This window comes from Sphingobacterium faecale (assembly GCF_016746095.1).
Classification (GTDB): Bacteria; Bacteroidota; Bacteroidia; order Sphingobacteriales; family Sphingobacteriaceae; genus Sphingobacterium; species Sphingobacterium faecale.
In genome coordinates, this window is sequence record NZ_JAERTY010000002.1 from 187,131 (window position 1) to 208,337 (window position 21,207).

The window sequence follows — 21,207 nt, forward strand, 5'->3', positions numbered from 1 at the left end:
AGATCACTCGATAACAGGATAACTCAATAACATCCTAAAATGCAAGTCAAATATTACGCTGCGGCACTATTTTCATTTATTGTCTGGGGAACATTCAGCTTGGTATTGCGGCCATTGGGTGCTTATGCTTCTTTGGATATTCTGTTGTATCGGGTCTTGTTTGCTTCTGGAGCTATCTTATTGATTAGTTTTCTTGTCAGGCCTGCCGTGACCAAGGCCAATATAAAGTTGCTTCGGGATATGTCCAGTCGGGACAGAAGAAATGTATTCTTGCATGCGCTGTGTAGCGCAATGATGTTAGCGTTAAACTGGTTTTTGTTTATCTACGTCATGAATAATGTCAGTGTCAATGCAACTTCACTCGCCTATCTGATATGTCCGATTATTACTACTGTACTCGCCAGTGTGTTTTTGAAAGAAAAGCTGAATCGGGGGCAATGGCTGGCGGTAGGGCTTAGTGTTTTGGCTTGCTTCATGTTGGCCTATGGGCATTTTATGGATATGATATATAGTCTTGTCATTGCATTTTCATATGCTACTTATCTGGTGCTTCAAAAAGGCAACAATCGATTGGATAAATTTTTTACTTTAAATCTGCATATTATTATCTGTACGGTTCTTTTAACCCCTCTCTTGTATATCTTGCCTCAAGGTACGGTGCATGGAACTGATTTCTATGTATACGTATTGTTGATTGCAGTGCTGTTTACGATTATTCCGTTATTTTTAAACATGTATGCCTTAAAGGGACTGGACTCTTCGGTCGTGGGGATATTGCTTTATATCAATCCTACTATAGCTTTTCTATTGGCTGTTTTTTATTTTCATGAAGCTATTAATGGGGTACAGATTATTGCATATGCGTTGATTTTTATGGCCGTCGCTATCTTTAATATTGCATATATCCGATCTGTGCGGACATGGAAGAAAGAAGAGGCTTTAACGGCATGAATATCGAGGCTCAGTTGCAACAGGTATTTGACCTGCCTCCTCAGCAGGTAAGGAAAATAAGTCCCTATTTTGTTGAAGAGCAGATGGCTAAAGGAATGTTTTTTCTTGGGCAAGGACAGCGAGCAGATCGCCTGAGCTTCGTAGCGTCGGGTTTATTCCGTGTATTTGCCCAGACGGAGTCAAAGGAAGTAACGCAATGGATCGGTGGCAGTGGCTATTTTATTACGGATCTATCGTCGTTTCTGTTTGACCAACCTGGTCGATGGCAAATTCAGGCACTTACTGATGCAAAAATATTCTCGTTATATAAAGATGACTATAAGCATTTTGAAGCATTGATACCCGAGTGGAACGTCTTGGAAAAACGTTTTATAGCCAAATGTTTCATGATTCTTGAAAAAAGGGTGTTTGACTTTATATCACTGTCTGCTGAAGAACGCTATCTACACTATTTTGAGCAACACAAAGCCTATTTTAATCAAGTCCCTCTACAATATATTGCTTCTGTGCTAGGTATGACACCCGAGACATTGAGTCGTATACGGAGTAAAGTAGGGAGTTGAATTTTTAGCGACAATTTGTATTCTTGATAAATGTCAAGAGCATTGAGTCTTGAACGACATAACTTTGTGTTATGAAACGCAATATAGAAACTTCAATTTTAATTCATGCCCCAGCGGAAGCTGTATGGACCGTTTTAAGCGACTTCTCGCAGTATGGTTTATGGAGTCCAACTATCCGGAAATTCGGAAATATTCCTCAGGTTGGAAAACGGACTAAAGTATTATTGCAACAGCCGAATGGTTCGAGCATAACGATGAATCCGATTTTTTTGAAGCTAGACAAGGATCGTGAGCTTCGATGGAAGGGAAAACTTTTTATCAATGGAGTTTTTGATGGAGAACATTATTTTATCTTAGAAGACTTGGATAATGGACAGACTCGACTTGTACAAGGAGAACTATTTTCTGGACTGTTAATTCCCTTTCTCAAAAAGATGATTGATGTGGAAACGAAAAAGGGATTTCAGCTTTTTAATGAAGCGTTAAAATTGCGCGTCGAGAAAAAAATGGGATTATTAGAGCCCAAGCTATAGGTATTGCTCTAAATCTCCTTTGCCTTCACGTATAACTTCAAATTCTCCTTCCGTAACGTCGACAACAGTAGATGCCACATTATCACCATAACCTCCGTCAATAACCAGGTCGACGAGATCTTGATATTTCTCATAGATAAGCTCGGGGTCAGTAGAGTATTCGATGATATCATCCTCGTCGTGGATCGATGCTGTTACAATAGGGTTGCCTAATTGTTTGACAATCTCTCGAACGATATTGTTGTTTGGAACACGGATACCTACCGTTTTCTTTTTTGAACTTAGGAGTTTGGGAACCTGACCACTGGCGTTGAAAATGAAAGTAAAAGGACCAGGTAGTGCTTTTTTCAAGACTCGAAATACGGTGGTGTCAAATGGTTTGGTGTACTGTGCGATATCGGTAAGGTCATAACAGATAAAGGAAAGGTTGGCTTTGTCTGTTTTTAGTCCGCGTATCTGACATACACGTTCAATCGCTTTTTGATTGGTGATGTCGCAGCCTATGCCATACACCGTATCTGTAGGGTAGATGATAACTCCTCCTTTGCGTAGGATGTCGACTGCTTGGTCGATGTATTTCTCGTTTGGCTTGTCGTTATATATTTTTAATAGCATGTGGCTTGTTATTGTTTAATACAGTGTATGTAAATGAATCCCTTTTATTTAAAAGAACAACAGCCAAAATGATTTGTTTTGGCTGCTGTTTTTTTATGTTAAAACTCTGCGTTTTTCGGTGTGCGTGGGAAAGGGATTACATCTCTGATATTGGTCATTCCTGTTGCAAACAATACCAAGCGCTCAAAGCCAACGCCAAATCCGGAATGCGGTACAGAACCGAAACGACGTGTATCTAAGAACCATTCCATCTCTTCTGCTTCGATACCAACTTCGGCCATACGTGTCAGAAGCTTTTCTAAGTTTTCTTCTCGTTGGGACCCCCCTACCATCTCTCCGATGCCTGGGAACAGGATGTCCATAGCGCGTACGGTATGACGGCCTTGTGCATCAGGTTGGTTCTGTTTCATATAGAAAGACTTAATCTCTCTAGGGTAGTCCGTAAGGATTACCGGTTTTTTGAAGTGTTTCTCTACCAAATAACGTTCATGCTCGGACTGTAAGTCTGCGCCCCATCCTTCGATAAGGTATTTGAACTGTTTCTTTTGATTGGGCTTGCTGCGCAATAAGATCTCGATGGCCTCTGTATAGGTTAGACGCTCGAAGTTGTTTTCTAATACGAAGTTTAGTTTTTCCACCAAGTTAAGCTCTGAACGTTCAGCTTGTGGTTTTGATTTCTCTTCTTCCAACAATCTGTTCTTCAAGAATTCGATTTCTTCAGGACATTGCTCTAAGGCATATTTAATGACATACTTCAACAAGTCTTCTGCGAGATCCATGTTGTCTTCTAACTCGTAGAAGGCCATCTCCGGTTCGATCATCCAAAACTCTGCTAAGTGACGGGTGGTGTTGGAGTTTTCGGCACGGAAAGTAGGACCAAAAGTATAGATGTTGCTGAAAGCTAATGCCGCAAGCTCACCTTCCAATTGACCTGATACGGTCAGGTTGGTGGATTTACCGAAGAAATCTTCTTTGAAATCGACCTTTCCATCTTCCGTCAACGGTGGGTTTATCGGGTCTAACGTTGTCACTCTAAACATTTCACCTGCTCCTTCTGCATCCGAACCCGTAATGATCGGAGAATGAAAGTATACAAAATCACGTTCTTGGAAGAATTTGTGTATAGCAAATGATAAGGCGTTTCTTACCTTAAATATAGCATTGAAAGTTCCTGTACGTACACGTAAGTGTGCAATTTCGCGCAAAAACTCTAAGCTGTGTTTCTTGGGTTGTAGCGGGTACTTCTCTGGATCTGAATCACCAATAATGGAGACCTCAGTGGCTTTGACTTCGACACGCTGCCCTTTTCCTTGCGATTCGATCAAATTACCTTTTACACGAACTGCCGCACCGGTAGTGATTCTTTTTAGAATCGAATCAGGCGTGTTTTCAAAATCAACTACGGCTTGAATATTATTGATAGAAGAACCGTCATTAAGTGCTATAAACTGGTTATTACGAAATGTTCTAACCCAACCTTTGACAATAACTTCTTTTCCAAAATCTTCCGATTGTAATAATTCTTTAATTCGTGTGTGTTCCATTTTTTTAATAGAAATATTTTCTTTTTTTCAACTACAAAAATACGCTATATTATTGGCTAATTGATAATAAAAGCGCAAAATGTTAATGATTCTAAGTATCGCTAGCGTAGCTTTTGTATGAATTCAGGGATTTTTTTCAAATAATCTTCCTGACTCAGCAGTTTGACAAAAGCGGTGCCTACGATAGCTCCATTGGCATAGGCGGTGGCTTTGCGAAATGTCGCTTGATCAGATATGCCAAAACCAATGATAAAAGGGCTGTCTAAGTCCATGTCTTTTATCCGTTTGAAATAGCTCTCGGCTTGATCTTTTACTTCGAGATTTGTGCCTGTGGTGGCATTGGACGAAAGTAAATAGATAAAGCTCGTTGATAATTTGTCTATTTTTCGTATACGCTCTTCTGAAGTCTGTGGAGTGACTAAGAAGATGTTGCTGATGCCATTCTCTTCGAAGATATGCTGATAGAGTTCTTCATACTCGTACATGGGGAGATCTGGGATAATTGTCCCGTTAACACCCACTTCCTTACAGGCCTTACAAAAATTCTCTACGCCGAATCGGATGACAGGATTGACATATCCCATCAGAAATACAGGAATAGAAACATGTTTGCGTAGGTCTTTCAGCTGCTCAAAAAGGACATGGAGCGTCATTCCATTCTTGAGCGCTTCTTCGGAGCTGTGTTGTATGGTAGGACCGTCTGCCACAGGGTCAGAATAGGGGAATCCTATCTCCAAAAAATCAGCACCGGCTTCTTCCAGCGCTTTGGCAATGGTGACGGTACTGTCCAATGTAGGATAGCCCGCAGTAAAATATATGGACAACAGTCCGTTGGCGTGTTTATTGAGTTGCATGTTATGGTTTGTTAACATGTTGTCGAGTGATCTTGTTACCGAGAAGTCTTCACGACTTGTTAACTCGATAATTTGTTCACTTGATAACGAATACTACAAGTTAAAATACTTCATATAATTGTCCAGGTCTTTGTCTCCACGTCCCGATAGACAGATGACGACTACTTCGTCTCCTTTGAATTTCATTTTTTCAAGGTGGGCTAGTGCATGGGAACTCTCAATGGCTGGAATGATTCCTTCCAATTGTGTAAGAAGTAATCCTGCCTGCATCGCTTCATCATCGGTTGCAGAGACATATTCTCCACGGCCGGATTGGAACAACCAAGCGTGTTGGGGGCCAATACCAGGATAGTCTAGTCCTGCGGATATAGAATAGGGTTCGACGACTTGGCCGTCGTCGGTCTGCATCAAGATAGAGCGGCTACCGTGCAATACGCCCTCTTTGCCCAGCACGGTGGTCGCGGCAGTCTCTCCTGAATCGACACCGAGGCCAGCAGCTTCTACTGCGATAAGACGGACATCTTCATCATCGACAAAGTTATAGAACATACCTGCTGCATTGGAGCCGCCACCTACACAGGCCATGGCGATATCTGGGGTTGACTTTCCTGTCTTTTCCAACAGTTGTTTTTTTGTCTCGGCAGATATAATCGATTGGAAGCGGGCTACCATATCGGGGTAGGGGTGAGGACCTACTACGGAGCCTATAATGTAATGGGTGTCTACAGGATTGTTGATCCAGTCACGGAGTGCTTCATTCGTCGCGTCTTTGAGTGTCTTGCTGCCCGAGGTTGCAGGCACTACTTTGGCACCCATCATTTTCATACGGGCGACATTTGGAGCTTGACGGGCAATATCAATCTCGCCCATGTAGACCACACATTCTAACCCTTTTAGTGCGCAAACTGTGGCAGTAGCAACTCCATGCTGCCCTGCTCCGGTCTCCGCTATGATTCTTTTTTTTCCTAGACGCTCGGCCAATAGGATCTGCCCAATGGTATTATTGATCTTATGTGCCCCAGTGTGGTTAAGATCTTCTCTTTTTAAGAATATCTTGGCTCCATAGCGTTCGGATAGACGCTTGGCATGATATAGGGGGGAGGGGCGACCTACATAATCCTTGAGCAACTGCTCGAACTCTTCTTTGAATGAAGGATCATTTAAGATCGTAAGGTATTGCTGTTCCAACTGTTCAACGTTAGGATACAGCATTTCTGGAATGTAGGCGCCACCGAAGGGGCCATAATAGCCTTTATTGTTTACTTGGTATTTGCTCATTTCGTATGATTGATAATGCTTGTGTTAATGTTTCAATATTCTTGATTCCGGGTTGTTGTTCGAACCTGGAGTTTAAATCTACTGCGTACAGCCTGTTATCGTTGATGTTAAACGCATCTTGGAGGTTGTCCGGCCCTAAGCCTCCGCTGAGAAAGTAAGGTTTGTTATAGGGATATTCTGTCAATGCCGACCAGCTAAAGGTTTTTCCGGTTCCGCCGTATTGCGTGCTTTTGGTATCGAAGAGGAAATAATCGATGTGTTCAAGATAGCTTTCTAGAGTAAACCAGTCAAATGTGCAGTCGATTCCAAAAGCTTTGATGATCTCCAGCTTTTGATTTTTTAAAGATTCGCAGAGCTGTGGTGTTTCATCACCATGTAATTGGACTGCGTCCAGCTGGTGAGTATGGACTTTGTCCATAATTTCAGAAAACGTAGAATTGACAAATACTCCAACTTTTTTAATGTCAGCAGCGTTAATTGGCGGGGCTTGGTCTTGTACAAAGCGTGGGGATTTTGGATAAAAAATAAACCCAATATAGTCAATAGGAAGCTGTACGAGCTGTCGTATGTTGTCCACATCTCGCATGCCGCAAACCTTTATTTTGATGTTGTTATTCATTTTTTAGTTATGTTGTTATGGAGTTATCAAGTTATCGTGTGATCTTGTTATGGAGTTGTCTAGTATCTTGATAACTCGTTCACTGGATAACTCATTCACTTGTTAACTCCTTACTAATTTCTTCAGACTATCCAATGCTTTTAATCCCAAAAGTGAGGCCTCTGCCTCGTAATAGCAGTCTCCAAAACTTCTTTCGGGATGGAAGGTCTTTATCGCAAAAGCAGCATTGGTCAATACGACATTGTTTTGTGAATTGGTACCTTTTCCCTGAATAATGTTATTGAAAATGTTGGCCGCTTCCTCAACGGTGTCACCACCTGCCAGTTCGCCGGATGTCACAGGCTCAAAACCCAATTCTTCGACTGTATAGTAGCTTTCCCCAGCGTTGTTTATAAGCTTAAAATCTCCTGTAAGGGATATCTCGTCATATCCATCCAATGCATGTATGATGCTATACTGTTTATCCGTGTTCTGGCAGAGATAGTTGTATAGCCTTGCTAATTCGAGACTGAAAACCCCTACGGATTGATAGGTCGGATTGGCGGGATTGGTCAATGGGCCGAGCATGTTGAAAAATGTTTTGACGCCCAGTGCTTTTCGGATGGGAGCTACCGTTTTCATCGCTGGATGGAAGAGAGGAGCATGGAGAAAGCAAATATTCGCTTCATCCAATTGGCGCTTCAAACTGTCCATATCATTGGTGAATTGATATCCCAGGTATTCCATCACATTGGATGAACCACAGCCCGAAGACACACCTACATTGCCGTGTTTTGCTACGTGGTATCCTGCTCCGGCAACGACAAAAGAAGCTAAGGTGGAGATGTTGAACGTATTCTTGCCGTCGCCACCCGTACCGCACATGTCGATAAGGTCATAGCCCTGAAAATCAACTTTTAGACATAGATCATACATAGCATCCCGGAAACCTGTAAGTTCTTCAACACGAATACTGCGCATGCCATAGGTTGTCATAAAAGCGGCAATTTGATGACTGTCGTATTTTCCTGTTGCGATATGAGTCAGGATATCATAGGCCTCCTGTCGGCTGAATGACTTGTACTCAAATAGATGTCTTAGTATTTCTTTCATTTTTTTATGGTAAAAGGTCAATGATTGTTGTTCAAAAAAGAGCAAAAAAAAAGGCTTGCCGATATGGCAAGCCCACTATTCTTTGATTGTATCAATTTCAAGCAATAGACGTCTGCCACAACATTAACTGTCGTGCCACCACCATGCGTTATTGATTACAAAATTGTTCATTACTTAGTCGTTGGTAACAAATATCAAATAAGTTTTTAAAAATGTCAAGTTTTTTTCGATTTTTTTAATAAAGTACAAAATGTGCTAGGTTGTTTCCTTTAGAAACTAAGGTGAGAGAGCCTACTTTGTCGTTCTCTAAGTATACAGCGAGCATCTGTCTTTTTCTATATTGTAAAAAGTACATGTTGTCGGTATCTAGATCTTCGGGATCAATATCGCGAATTTCTTTCTTTGGCATCTTGTTATAGGGAATATACTCTATTTCTTTTAGATTTTTAGCCATAAGATTTATTCGTACCTCCTGTAAGGATACTTCGAGATAATCGTAAATTTCGTCGGAAGGATTTTCGACAATAAGGTATTGGCTTAATATGATATCGATAGCTTTGTTTTCATCAGAAAGATCAGCGATAAAAGATTGAATGTACCTAATATCCTTATTATAATCTTTAGGGATGGACTCCTGAGCGCGTAAGCTAGTGGATAGAATAAGCAATAAGAAACTAATTAATACTTTCATCTTTATTTAATTTTTAATGACGATCAACCCATAGGAAAGGTTGGTTGTGTTTCCAAAGGAACAAAATAAAAATCGCACTTAGAAAAGTGCGATTTTTATGATGGATTAATACTCGTCTTCATTGAAAAAGAAATCGTCTTTTGTAGGATAGTCCGGCCAAATCTCTTCAATGTTTTCATAAGGTTCGCCATCGTCTTCCAAAGCTTGAAGATTCTCGATTACTTCTACTGGAGCACCAGAACGAATTGCGTAATCAATTAATTCATCTTTAGTCGCAGGCCATGGCGCATCTTCTAAGTGTGATGCTAATTCTAGAGTCCAATACATAGTATTACAATTTAAGTTCTACTTTTTTCGCAAAAATAGTATTATATTTTATATAAGCAAGTTAATTATGTATTAAATAGGTTTTTCTTTTTTATAGCTCTGTTTTTGAGGTTTATATGTTTTTAGGCTTCCATGTTTTTTACATTTTGGAGACTTTTCCCTAGGGTCCAGTAAGACTGCATCCGATGGTAGACCAAGGTTTGTATTTCGTCGGATTGTTGTGTAGTCATCAGTTGTGTACTGATAGGTGTGAGTACTTTTATCTGAATGGTACCGGGGCGAGAGCCAAATTTTTCACCGCCGTCCCATAGAATCTGCCATGCGTTTTGTATAACGACAGGAAGTATCTGTATCTGGTTGTCAATAGCAAGTTTGAATGATCCTGATTTGAATTCATGAAGTTTTGGAGGATATTCGTCGTCAATTTTTCCTTCGGGAAATATGACCATCGATTTGCCTTCTTTGACAAGACTGTCTGCTTTTTTGAACGCTCTGAATGCAGATATTTTGCTTTTTCGATCCACGGCAATATCGATCGTCTTGAAGAAAATTCGTGTGACTGGATTACGTAATAACTCGACTTTGCCCATAAAAGAAAACGGTTGTGGACACATGAAGATAATAGCAGTGATATCTAAGATAGAAGTATGGTTAGGACAGATGATGTAGGGTATTGACCAATCTATTTCAGATTCAAACTCGACTTTGAAAAATATACCTGAACATGTTGTGGCGAGTAGGGCTATAATACGTCTTACCCGTACGATAGCGGCATAATTCTTTTCGGGGTTCCGAGTCAAAAGGTATAATAGTGGAAACAATAAAATGAAAAAGATAAGTAGACAGAGGAAATACCAGAGTCTATGTAGCTTTTTTAGGATTTGCACCATACGATTTACATTAATGAAAATCGAATTTAAAAAGAAAAAAGGATACCTAGATATCCTTTTCTTGAAAGTTTTATTTCATATGTGCATAACTTGTTTTTTATCTGTCATCCGTCAGCTGGCGGACTATGGGTGTTTATGCTTCGCGAAATATCATTATTTTATACTGAAACCGTATTTCTGATAAATTTGTTGGGCTGTACTCGTCTCCATAAACTTAAGGAAGTCATCTGCAGCTTTTGGATGGGGGGCTGTTTTGAGTTTGGCTGCCATGTAAGTAGCTGTAGAGTTGAGCTCATCAGGGATCTCGACGACATCGACAGGATGTCCCTTTATTTTTTGATATACGACTTCGGAACTCCATACGGGAGCCACATCGGCATCGCCATATAGGATGCGCATAGGGCTTTCTCGATGGTGTATTTTTGTTAGATAGGTAGTGCCTTTCTCCACTTTATCTTTCATGATTTTGTTGACAAGAGCTTCTCCACCCGCTTTTTTGTAGGATGCTTGTATCTGTTCGCCAATACCTTCCCATAATGGGTTGGGCATAGCGATACGTACATGTTCTTGTGCCAGGTCGTTGAGCGAAGTTATCTTGGCTGGGTTTCCTTCAGGAACCATCAAGCAGATGTTGTTGTAACAATAGATCTGGGTGTGACTGAAGTAATCTTTCATTTCGGTAATCGTTCTTTTGCCAGCGGTGTATACGTCAGGCTGGTGCGTGATACGAAGATTGCCTAAAGTCAAGGAACCACCTTGTATCTGTTTGGCCAATATTCCTGGAGGTAATGTCTCTACGAATATACGTTGGTACTGGGGATATTCTTTCTTAAATGCCGCTAATAAGTCGTCTACGACCATAAATTGATTGCCCGCGAAAAATATGGTGAGTTGTGGATCCACGATATCTCCATAAAGATCTGGTACATTATTGATACCAGGTACAGTAAAGTGTACTGCAGATGCTGGAGGAGTGTTCCAAGGTGGATCAAATCTATGGTCTTGGGCCTTTCCTAAGGTCGAAACCAGTAAGAATAAACCTAGTAGTATGTTTCTAAAATTCATATCTGAATGTATATGGGGTGTCGTTATGGTTTTACAATAATCCAACCTTCGCTGGCGCGCAAGATAAGCTCGCCGTTGCCACTCGGTACATAAGCGAGAAAATCATAAAGTTCACTTTTGGCTATTTTTCGTTCTTCAAGGGTATTAAGGCACTGTACGACATGCACGCCCTTTTCAATGAGACCTTTCAGCGCTTCTTCATATTGGCTGTTTGATTTTTTGAATGCTTCTGTTCCTCCCGAGAATGCAATCAGTTCAATTTCGAGTTTACCTTGCAGACGTGGGTCTTTTAGGGCATTGTTGATATTTCGGAATGCCTTGGCAATGGTTTTAGGATCATCACTGTCGAGTTGGTAGATGGCTTTATAGCTTTTCTTTTTTGCAACTGCTCCTTGGAATGATTTGTTCTTGGCAAGAAGGTCACTGTCCTGCGCAAAGCTCTGTCCTTGGAATGCTATTGTAAATAGGATTAGGCAGGCGGTAATAATGCTATTGTTCATATGTATATAATTTGTTATTAAAAATTAAATGGTCCGTATTTGTGTTGTTCTGCGCTGATATCATCCGCATAAGGAGGATAGGCACAGTCTTTAGGTTTTTTTGCCAAATTAGGATAGTCTTTTTCCTTGTTTGCCTTTTTAGGTCTGTCAAAGGAATTGATGTAGGCAGCGACATCATACGCTTCTTCGTCACTCAACAGAGGTTCGTCATAGGTCGCACCTAGTGGCATGTTCCCTTTGATAAAGCGAGCGGCAGTCAGCATGCGGGCCATACCAGCCCCGTCATTGTAGCTGTCAGCCCCCCAAAGCGGTGGGTATAGGTAACCTCCTGCATTTGGATTCTTCTGGCCCTGACCTTGTTCGCCATGGCAGCTTGAGCATTGGTTGGCATAGATAACCTGACCATGTTTTAAATCTGCTGCGCGATCCGGGATTTCTATCTTGACGAACCCCTGACCGTCTAGACGCTTATCGTTGTGTGTACGTTGGCTTACTTGTTTGATATAAGTGATGATGGCTCGCATTTCATTGCTGTTTTCAGCAATAGCTCTGCCATTCATACTCCGTTCAAAACAACCATTAATCCGCTCTTCCAACGATTCTACTTTGTCCTCACGTCCGATATATATTGGGAAGACTTGGTGCAGTCCTACGTAAGGAGCCGCAAAAGCTTTTGTTCCGCCATTAAGGTGACAATTGCTACAAGCTAAGTTGTTGCCTATCTTTTTGCCGTCTTCATAAAAATAATCGTAGGTGTTTTTTATTAGTTTTTCGCCGTAGGCTGCGAGCTTGCCCTCAGCATCATCTTTAAAAGTGATAGGAACATAGTCCGCCACGTGAACAATAGTGCTGTCATCTAAGACTTCTTTCGCAGAAGCGATATTACCTCTTCCCTGTTCGTAAGCAAAGAGAAAGAGACACACACACATTATTAATGATAATAAGGCAATACCACCGAGTGCTTTTACATAATTGGTTAATCTTTTGTACTCCATCTTTCAGAATAGTTATTTCTACAAATAAACTTTCTTTCAAATTGTTCAAAAAGAAAAGAAATATTATGAGGTATAACCAAAAGTTATTTGTAAAAGTTAATTACCTGATACAGAACTGTAAAAATTGATTTGGAATGCCGGTCAGTCCGCCATAGACATGGGTGAAATAAAAATATCGTTCGATATGCAAGTCGGGCAGGTCAAGAATAGTGAGCTTGTTTTCTAATATTTCTTTTTGTATCGAATGAATCGAGAGGAAGGCAAAGCAATCTCGCTCTTGGATATAGCGTTTGATACTTTCGGTTGAGGCTAAGACCATTTCGATATTTAACTTCGAAAAATCAATACCTAAGCATCGCACTTTATTTTCGATGATGGAGCGTGTGCCTGATCCGAGCTCGCGTACGACCAATGGCATCTTGTAGAGATCTAATACATCTGGTTTTTTGAGTTGTTTTAAGAACGTATTCTGGCTGTTGGTAACGAGTACAATCTCATCTTTCATAAAGGGAATATATTTAAGAGCTCGATTGTCTGTTGCGCCTTCGGTAACACCCAGGTCGATTTTCTTTTCGATCAAGAGCTCTTCGATCGCCCGGCTATTATATTGGGAGACCTCAATATGGCTATTGGGATGCTCGTTTAAAAACTTAGCCAGTAATGACGGAATGATATATTGTGAAATGGTCGTACTGGCACCTAAGGTCAGATGTCCTTTCATATCGGATTGGAGATCAAAAATTTCTTGGTCGGCTTTATTGTAGAGCTGTATAATCTGTCCCGCGTAGCGGAATAGGATTTCTCCTGCCTGGGTCAGTATGAGGTTATTGCCTTTGCGTTCAAAAAGAGAAACGCCCATTTTCTTTTCTAACTCTAAGATATTCTTACTGACTGCGGGTTGTGAGATGTAAAGGACAGCAGCGGTCTTTGTAAAATTGAGTTGCTGAGCTGCAGTGTGGAAAACCTTAAGTCGAAAATCAAAATCCATAGAAAAAGGGTTATTTCGTTAAAAATAACCCTTTTATTTTTTTATACCGAATTACTTACTTAATTCAGCGTAATATTTGTGAAACAAAGGAATTGTTTCGATACCTTTTAAGTAGTTTTCGATACCGTATTTCTCGTTTGGAGAGTGTAAGTTGTCACTGTCTAATCCGAATCCTAACAATACTGTCTTGATACCTAATTCTTTTTCGAAAAGAGCAACGATTGGAATAGAACCACCGCCGCGTGTAGGAATAGGTTTTTTGTTGAATGTTACTTCCAACGCTTTTTCAGCAGCTTTATAAGCGATACTATCTGTTGGAGTTACTACAGGTTCGCCACCGTGGTGTGGTTTTACCTCAACTTTTACAGATTTTGGAGCGATAGCTTCAAAGTGGTCTTTGAAAAGCTTAGTAACTCTATCTGAGTTTTGATTAGGAACCAAACGCATAGAGATTTTAGCATAAGCTTTAGAAGGTAATACTGTTTTTGCACCTTCGCCAATGTAACCACCCCAGATACCGTTTACTTCAAGTGTAGGACGGATACCAGTATGCTCGATCGCCGTATAGCCATTCTCTCCCCACAATTCGCTCACACCTAGATCTGTTTTATATTCTTCAACGTCAAATGGGGCTTCGTTCAATGCTTTACGTTCTTCTGCTGTCAATTCTAAGACATCATCGTAAAAACCAGGAATAGTGATATGGTTGTTCTCATCGTGTAGAGAAGCAATCATTTTGGATAAAATAGTAGCTGGGTTAGCTACTGCTCCACCGTATACTCCTGAGTGTAAGTCACGGTTTGGTCCAGTTACTTCGACCTCAACGTAAGAAAGACCACGTAAGCCTGTCTCTATCGATGGGTTTTCTAGGCTAATCATAGAGGTGTCGGATATAACAATAACGTCTGCTTTTAAACGTTCTTTGTTAGCTGCAACGAAGATACCTAGGTTCTCAGAACCTACTTCTTCTTCACCTTCAATCATAAACTTGATGTTACAAGCTAATTGATTGTTTTCCATCATGTATTCAAATGCCTTTACGTGCATGTAGAACTGACCTTTGTCATCTGCAGCACCACGGGCATAGATTTTTCCATCACGGACTGTAGGTTCGAATGGAGGAGTATCCCAAAGCTCTAAAGGATCAGCAGGTTGTACGTCATAGTGACCATATACTAATACGGTCGGTAATGAAGGATCGAATATTTTCTCTCCATATACAATCGGATACCCAGCTGTAGGGCATATTTCTACCTTATCAGCGCCTGCATCCTGAAGTTTTTTTGCTACGAATTCAGCCGTATTTAATACGCCTTCTTTGTACTGAGGATCAGCACTGACGGAAGGAAAGCGCAATAATTCAAATAGTTCGTTTAAGAAGCGTTCTTTATTAGCTTCTACATAATCTTTGATGTTTTGCATGTCAAAAAATGATTTACTACAAAGGTAAGTATTTTGAAACGGTATTCCTGCTTTTTTGGAAGGCTCTTTAAACGGTAATAAAAAGGTGACTTTTCTGTCTTTTTAGTGAAGAAAGTGTAACATTTACCATTTTTGTACAACTAATACTGAAAAATAGTTGATACTTAGTTTTATTAGATCCTTTTATGAGAGGTATACTTCTTTGTTTTATGTTCATGTCCGGGTTGTATTTTAAAGGATATTCCCAAAATGTAGTTACAGGTAAGGTCGTCGATGCGACAGATAAGAAAAGCCTGCAGAATGCAACTATTATGTTGCTGAAAACGCAAGATTCCACATTGGTCGACTATGGACGGGCGGATGTTGGGGGTAAGTTTCAGTTGAAAAGACCCGAAAGTGGTTCGTACCTGGTTATTGTTTCCTATCCAAAGTATGCTGATTTCTATGAGACGGTAACGGGTGGAACGACTAGTTCGAACCTTGGTGAGTTGGGGTTGACAAGTGTTGCTCACCTGATTGAAGAGGTTGTAGTAAAGCGAAGAACCGCTATAACGATCAAAGGGGATACGACAGAATACGATGCATCCCAATTTAAGATGGAGGCAAATGCGAAAGTAGAAGACCTTTTTAAGGCACTGCCTGGTATTACAGTTGACGCTTCGGGCAAGATTACAGCGCAAGGTAAGACAGTCAAAAAGGTTCTAGTGGATGGAGAGGAGTTTTTTGGTAATGATCCGACACTGGTGACCCGCAATCTCCGTTCGGATATGGTGGACAAAGTGCAGGTCTACGAGAAAAAATCTGACCGGACAGAGCGCACAGGTGTAGATGACGGGGTGCGTGAGCAGACTATCAATGTAAAACTGAAAGATGGTGCTAAGAATGGCTTCTTTGGAAAGACTTTAGCTGGTGGAGGTACGGATAAGTACTATATGGGGCAGCTGATGTTCAATAAATTCAAAGGCCCTCAAAAAATATCGGTGTATGGTTTGCTGGGAAATAATGGGACTACCACGATGAATTGGGAAGATGCACAGAAGTTCGGGGTAGAGGTCGACGCTTCTTTTGAAGGCGGAGTTATGAAAGTGAATGATCCATTTTCTGGAGAAGGAGTGACCGGGATACCACGTGTGATAAATACAGGAGCGAACTTTACGGATAGATGGAAGGGCGATAGATACCGTCTGAATCTAAACTATAAGTATGGAAAGATTGCCGCGGATGGAGAGGAAAATACGATAATGTCCGGTATTATCAATAGTGAGACTACGAAGAAAGTTGATACGGATAATGATCAACATCGTGTCAACTTACGGTTGGAAACAAAGATCGATTCACTGAACGAGATTTTAATCACGGGATCGGCTAGCCGGAAGAAGTTGTGGAGTAATACAATCACGAATTCTAAAAACTATGCGGACACTGTTACGAACAACTACAGTGAAGAAGATATAGACAATAAAGTCAACAGTTATGACTTCGATGTATTATATACGAAGAAGTTCTTGAAAAAAGGACGGGTGTTCTCTTTGAATGCAACAGGTAGTAAGAGTGAAACTGTTGGGACGGGGACTTTGTTTTCTGAATTGAGTAAGGATCCAGGAGGGCAACTGCCGACTACAGACCAATTCAAAAACACGAAACAGGATTTCAATAAAGTAGAGGGGAGGGTTACCTATACAGAGCCTCTTACAGCAGAATTGAATTTATCGGTGGCTTATGGTATCGTCAGCGTGAAGAATGCTTCGCTATTGGAGTCTCTTAATAAGGGGACTAGTGGGAAATATGATGTGTTGGATCCGAAGTATAGTAGTAGTTATGACTTTAATAGGTTGAGTAATAATTACGATGTCTCTGTGGCTTACCAGGGAGAGAAGTGGGAAGCCAACGTTACTAATACGTTTAATGATGACCGATTGAAACAAATCAATAATTATGACAATAGGTCGCTGAATAGGAATTTCTTTACCTATAACCCTAGATTGACAACGACCTATAAGTTCTCTGTGGCTAAAGCGTTGCGATTGTCGTATTCAGGACAAAACCAACTGCCATCTCTAAATCAGATACAGCCGATTATGAATAACTCGGATCAATTGAACATCTACAATGGTAACGAGGATTTGAATCCGGCTTTTACGAATACATTTGAAGGATTTTATCATAGTTTTAATCTATTGTCAAACCAATTCAGGTATTTTGGTGGAACTGTTACATTGACTAAAGATCCAATCACACAGAATATCACGACCAATAATGGGGTCAATTATTACCGTTGGGATAATATGAATGGTAAGCAGGATTTTTCAGCGTCGATGTATGGTGGTTATCACTTTAGATTGAACAAAGCACTGATGTTGGAGAATTCTGTTAGCTTGGTTTTGGGAGTCAATAGAAATAATAACTTCTTTAATAGTGAAGCGAATCTAGTGAAATCGCAGAACTATACGCTGAGCTATGAGATAAAAAGGGAGACAAAGACAGGCTTGAATTTTACGACGAAAATAAGTCCTCAGTATAGGCAGATGACATCCAATTTGAGTCCTGAACGGGATAACAGTGGTTTTGTGTTTGGTGTATCCGGTGGTATTGAGTATTTCTTGTCAAGCTCATTCAAAATATACACTAATTATGACTATTCCTACGAGGCACCTACGGATGCGTTTGACCAGAAGTTAGAAAGATTTTTGGTGCATCCAGGAGTCAGTAAGAAATTCTTTAAGAATGAATCGCTTATGTTGGATTTTACAGTCAACGACGTATTCAATCAGAACTTAGGATATTCTAGAACCCAATCAAACTCTGTGTTCACACAAAGGCGATTTGATACGATAAGACGGTACTACATGTTGAAGTTATCTTGGGATTTTAATAAAATGTTTGTGAAATAATGATGATTATGAAGAATATAATAATGCTGTTGGTCTTTTTTGTACTGGGGCGTACAGCGACAGCACAGTTTGCCATGTTTGGGAAATCAGGGGTGGTGACTTATGATAAAACCATGTACATTAAGAACATCATGCGTAAGCAGTACCTCGATAAATCGGATGATCGTTCTAGAGCTCAGTTTGAGTCGATGATACCCAATGCTCCTGAGAATCTAGTTTTGAAAAAGACCTTGAAATTTAATGGGGATGAAACTTTGTTCGAACCTATTAAACAGGATCTGGATGCGGAAATCAAGCAATTTATTATGATGTTGGCTTTAGACTTTGACGCGACTACGTTGTCTGATTTGAAGACAAAAGACTATAAACGATACAACGATATTATCGGACAAAAGATAATTATACAGGACACTGTCAAGACGATTGAATGGAAGGTAACCGATGAGTATAGAGAGATTGCAGGTTACAATTGTCGACGAGCCAATGGCATCACGCCAGACTCGACGTATGTAATTGGTTATTATAGTAACGAGCTTTTGACGGACGGGGGGCCGGAATCTATTAATGGTCTACCTGGGCTGATCTTGGGTCTGGTCGTACCTAGCCAACATGTTTCTTACTTTGCAACGAAAGTAGAGCTTATGGACAATGTAGTGTTAGATAAAAAGCTATTTAATAATGCGAAGACAAAACGGATGAATAGGACTGATATCGCCAAAATGATGACGGAAACTTTCGGTAGTTTTTTAAATAAAGCGACGATAGATTATGTCATCAAGTTGGCACTGATGTAGCTAGGGGACACGTTCTCAAAAATAAAAAATCCCGTTCTGAGCAATTCAGAACGGGATTTTTTATTGTATAATCTAGTATAGATTATTTTTTTCCGTCGTTTTTCTTTGCAGTAACTTCGTTACGGATGTCTTGAGCTAAAGTTTTGATATCTTGCAATCCTTTACGTACGCGAGTACCTGCTGCAGAGTTACCATTGTTGAAGAATTTTTCAGCATCAGCTTCGATTGAAGCAACTAGTTCTTTTAATTTAGTGTAGTTTTCCATTTTAATTAATATAATTTAGTTTCTAAATATTTGCACTAAGATGTAATAAATATACAAAAACAACAAATACAAAAGTAATTAAATCCTATTTTTTTGTCGAAAAAAACAATTTGATAGCGATTATTCTACAATTGTGAGTTCGTCTATGATATTTTTTGCACCGGCGAATTTATCAATGACAAACAAGACATATCTGATATCGACAGAAATAGTCCGTTGCAGTTTAGGGTCAAAGATCACATCGCCGGCCATAGCTTCAATATTACCATCAAAAGCCAAGCCAATTAATTCGCCTTTAGCATTTAATACTGGAGAGCCTGAGTTTCCTCCTGTAATATCTTGATCGCTTAAGAAGTTGACGGGCATGTATCCCTCTTTGTCTGCATAACGACCATAGTCTTTTTGTTTATACAATTCGATGAGTCTCTTTGGTAAATCAAATTCTTCATCGTTTGGTTTATACTTCGCGATAGTACCTTTTAACGTAGTGTAATTATTCACTTTTGCATCGTTTCTAGGGTCTGCTGGTAATCCTCTTATGCTTCCATAAGTCAGGCGTAATGTGCTGTTTGCATCTGGATAATATTTGCCTTTTGGATTCATTTCTAAGAAACCTGCAATGTATTTACGGAATGCAGCTTGGAAATTGTCTTCTTGTTGACTTTGTTCCACTGTGCGCTCACGATACTTGGTCATCAATGCTTCCGAGATCTTAAATAAAGGATCTTCTTTTACTTGTGTCGCTACTGGATTTGCCAGATAAGCTTCTAGTTTTGATGCTGATCCAAAAATACTGTTTTCAAACGCGGATTTAACAACGTCGTTAAAGTTTCCGTTATTCTGTTTGGCTAATTCAGCGATGTAAGGAGCAATCTGTCCGGCTTTTGCACTGTAAAGATTTAATTCGTCTGCCAATACATCTATCTCTAGTGGAATGTAGGCTTTTTCATAGTTCTCTTGAATGGCGGATTCAAATCTTACACGCATCTGCTGACGTGCCGCTTCATTGGCTTCTGCATACTGTTGTAAGGCACCCCCTAGACTAAAAGGTAGAGCTGCAAAAGTAGAGGAGCGTAGCATGCCAATAAGGTAGTTGTCATGACGTGCCTTTGCATTGGTCGCAGTATAGTAATCGTTGATAGTTTTGATCACATCACCATACTTGTGTTTGTTCTCTTTTTTATTGGCCCATTTTTCGAAATTGTTTTCTAATTTACGCTTTGCATTGGCTGTTTGGTGCTGCGATAGAGCATCGATCATACCTTGACGGTTTTTCCAATAGTTGGCAACACCCGAATATTGTGACGCATAATTGATGTTGACAGCCTGATCTTTCTCCATGTATCTTTTCATGGCGTCCATACCTGTCTTAGATGCTTCTACCCAAGCAGGATAAGCGTACTTAACATTTTGATCGATTCCTGCAGCCGGCATCCAGCGGTTGGTGCGTCCTGGGTAACCCAAAATCATGGAAAAGTCACCTTCTTTGATGCCTTTTATGCTGATAGGTAAGTAGTATTTAGGTTTTAACGGGACATTTGTTGTGGAGTATGGTGCAGGATTTCCATCTTTGTCTGCATACACTCTGAAAATAGAAAAGTCACCCGTGTGACGTGGCCATTCCCAGTTGTCGGTATCTCCACCAAACTTGCCAATACTATTTGGCGGCGTTCCTACCAGACGTACGTCTTCATAGTCTTGATATACGAAGTAGTAGTATTCATTACCGTTGTAAAATGATTTGACGGAAACAATGTACTTGCCATTTTCACTGTTTTCTTTCTCAATCTTAGCAATCTCCTGGTTAATGATTTTTTCTCTTTCTTTTTCAGGCATCTTATCGTTTACTAAACTGAGTATGCGTTTAGAAACGTCATCCATACGTACGAAAAAGCGCACTGAAAGAGATTTTGGTTTCAATTCTTCACTGTGATTTTTAGCCCAAAAACCATTGGTAAGGTAGTCGTGCTCTGGTGAAGACAGCTCTGCTATCGCACCATAGCCACAGTGGTGGTTGGTCATGACGAGCCCCGAACCAGATACGATCTCAGCAGTACAGCCTCCGGCAAACTGTACAATAGCATCTTTTAAACTGGAGTTGTTGATGCTATAAATTTCTTCTGCGGTCAATTTAAGACCTTTTTTTTGCATATCGGCCTCATTTAGGCGCTTCAAATGCATGAGGAACCACATTCCCTCATCTGCCATGGTTGTCAAACTGACGACACACAGCACCATTAACGATACTATTTTCTTCATTCTAATCATTTTTTCTACAACAAAATTGCTTTAAAATATGCATATCTGCAAATCTGTAAATCCGCGAATAT

General features: G+C 40.3%; 21 protein-coding genes. 5 read left to right on the plus strand and 16 right to left on the minus strand.

The window, feature by feature from the left end:
- The first annotated feature begins 39 nt into the window (after window positions 1-39).
- From JKG61_RS03745 to JKG61_RS03755, 3 genes are all read left to right on the plus strand, one after another.
- Window positions 40-951, plus strand: coding sequence for an EamA family transporter (locus tag JKG61_RS03745; RefSeq protein WP_202101661.1), 912 nt, complete (start codon window positions 40-42; stop codon window positions 949-951).
- Complete coding sequence (locus tag JKG61_RS03750; protein ID WP_237249365.1) at window positions 921-1,514, plus strand: Crp/Fnr family transcriptional regulator; 594 nt, start codon at window positions 921-923, stop codon at window positions 1,512-1,514. The genes JKG61_RS03745 and JKG61_RS03750 overlap by 31 nt, the downstream gene beginning before the upstream one ends.
- 71 nt (window positions 1,515-1,585) lie before the next feature.
- A complete protein-coding gene (locus JKG61_RS03755; protein ID WP_202101662.1) occupies window positions 1,586-2,047 on the plus strand; it encodes an SRPBCC domain-containing protein in 462 nt (153 codons plus the stop codon).
- Here JKG61_RS03755 and JKG61_RS03760 read toward each other — a convergent pair.
- From JKG61_RS03760 to JKG61_RS03825, 14 genes are all read right to left on the minus strand, one after another.
- Window positions 2,042-2,662, minus strand: coding sequence for an L-threonylcarbamoyladenylate synthase (locus JKG61_RS03760; protein ID WP_202101663.1), 621 nt, complete (start codon window positions 2,660-2,662; stop codon window positions 2,042-2,044). The two genes, JKG61_RS03755 and JKG61_RS03760, sit on opposite strands and share 6 nt — an antisense overlap.
- 98 nt (window positions 2,663-2,760) lie before the next feature.
- A complete protein-coding gene (asnS, locus tag JKG61_RS03765; protein WP_031301323.1) occupies window positions 2,761-4,206 on the minus strand; it encodes an asparagine--tRNA ligase in 1,446 nt (481 codons plus the stop codon).
- 101 nt (window positions 4,207-4,307) lie between these two features.
- Complete coding sequence (gene trpA, locus JKG61_RS03770; RefSeq protein ID WP_237249366.1) at window positions 4,308-5,078, minus strand: tryptophan synthase subunit alpha; 771 nt, start codon at window positions 5,076-5,078, stop codon at window positions 4,308-4,310.
- Between the two features lie 75 nt (window positions 5,079-5,153).
- On the minus strand, window positions 5,154-6,338 hold the full coding sequence (trpB, locus tag JKG61_RS03775; protein WP_021068796.1) for a tryptophan synthase subunit beta: 1,185 nt from the start codon (window positions 6,336-6,338) through the stop codon (window positions 5,154-5,156).
- On the minus strand, window positions 6,313-6,957 hold the full coding sequence (locus tag JKG61_RS03780) for a phosphoribosylanthranilate isomerase (protein WP_202101664.1): 645 nt from the start codon (window positions 6,955-6,957) through the stop codon (window positions 6,313-6,315). The genes trpB and JKG61_RS03780 overlap by 26 nt, the downstream gene beginning before the upstream one ends.
- 102 nt (window positions 6,958-7,059) lie before the next feature.
- A complete protein-coding gene (gene trpD, locus JKG61_RS03785; RefSeq protein ID WP_202101665.1) occupies window positions 7,060-8,049 on the minus strand; it encodes an anthranilate phosphoribosyltransferase in 990 nt (329 codons plus the stop codon).
- A gap of 235 nt (window positions 8,050-8,284) precedes the next feature.
- Window positions 8,285-8,740 (minus strand): hypothetical protein, encoded by a 456-nt coding sequence (locus JKG61_RS03790; protein WP_202101666.1) that lies wholly within the window; start codon window positions 8,738-8,740, stop codon window positions 8,285-8,287.
- 105 nt (window positions 8,741-8,845) lie between these two features.
- Window positions 8,846-9,067, minus strand: coding sequence for a DUF2795 domain-containing protein (locus tag JKG61_RS03795; RefSeq protein ID WP_002996718.1), 222 nt, complete (start codon window positions 9,065-9,067; stop codon window positions 8,846-8,848).
- A 122-nt stretch (window positions 9,068-9,189) separates the two neighbouring features.
- On the minus strand, window positions 9,190-9,888 hold the full coding sequence (locus JKG61_RS03800) for a lysophospholipid acyltransferase family protein (RefSeq protein ID WP_237249367.1): 699 nt from the start codon (window positions 9,886-9,888) through the stop codon (window positions 9,190-9,192).
- 222 nt (window positions 9,889-10,110) lie between these two features.
- Window positions 10,111-11,022, minus strand: a complete 912-nt coding sequence (locus tag JKG61_RS03805; RefSeq protein ID WP_202101668.1) for a substrate-binding domain-containing protein — start codon at window positions 11,020-11,022, stop codon at window positions 10,111-10,113.
- 23 nt (window positions 11,023-11,045) lie between these two features.
- On the minus strand, window positions 11,046-11,522 hold the full coding sequence (locus JKG61_RS03810) for a DsrE family protein (RefSeq protein ID WP_202101669.1): 477 nt from the start codon (window positions 11,520-11,522) through the stop codon (window positions 11,046-11,048).
- A gap of 17 nt (window positions 11,523-11,539) precedes the next feature.
- On the minus strand, window positions 11,540-12,517 hold the full coding sequence (locus JKG61_RS03815) for a c-type cytochrome (protein WP_202101670.1): 978 nt from the start codon (window positions 12,515-12,517) through the stop codon (window positions 11,540-11,542).
- A 100-nt stretch (window positions 12,518-12,617) separates the two neighbouring features.
- Window positions 12,618-13,505, minus strand: coding sequence for a LysR family transcriptional regulator (locus tag JKG61_RS03820; RefSeq protein ID WP_202101671.1), 888 nt, complete (start codon window positions 13,503-13,505; stop codon window positions 12,618-12,620).
- A 51-nt stretch (window positions 13,506-13,556) separates the two neighbouring features.
- Entirely contained in the window at window positions 13,557-14,927 is a 1,371-nt protein-coding gene (locus tag JKG61_RS03825) for a dipeptidase (protein ID WP_021068805.1), read from the minus strand.
- Between the two features lie 185 nt (window positions 14,928-15,112).
- Here JKG61_RS03825 and JKG61_RS03830 point away from each other — a divergent pair, with 185 nt between their 5' ends.
- Entirely contained in the window at window positions 15,113-17,818 is a 2,706-nt protein-coding gene (locus JKG61_RS03830) for an outer membrane beta-barrel protein (protein WP_202101672.1), read from the plus strand.
- 8 nt (window positions 17,819-17,826) lie between these two features.
- A complete protein-coding gene (locus JKG61_RS03835) occupies window positions 17,827-18,612 on the plus strand; it encodes a GLPGLI family protein (RefSeq protein WP_202101673.1) in 786 nt (261 codons plus the stop codon).
- An 82-nt stretch (window positions 18,613-18,694) separates the two neighbouring features.
- Here JKG61_RS03835 and JKG61_RS03840 read toward each other — a convergent pair whose 3' ends face one another.
- A complete protein-coding gene (locus tag JKG61_RS03840; RefSeq protein WP_021068808.1) occupies window positions 18,695-18,877 on the minus strand; it encodes a hypothetical protein in 183 nt (60 codons plus the stop codon).
- Between the two features lie 120 nt (window positions 18,878-18,997).
- A complete protein-coding gene (locus JKG61_RS03845; protein ID WP_202101674.1) occupies window positions 18,998-21,136 on the minus strand; it encodes a S46 family peptidase in 2,139 nt (712 codons plus the stop codon).
- Window positions 21,137-21,207: the final 71 nt, after the last annotated feature.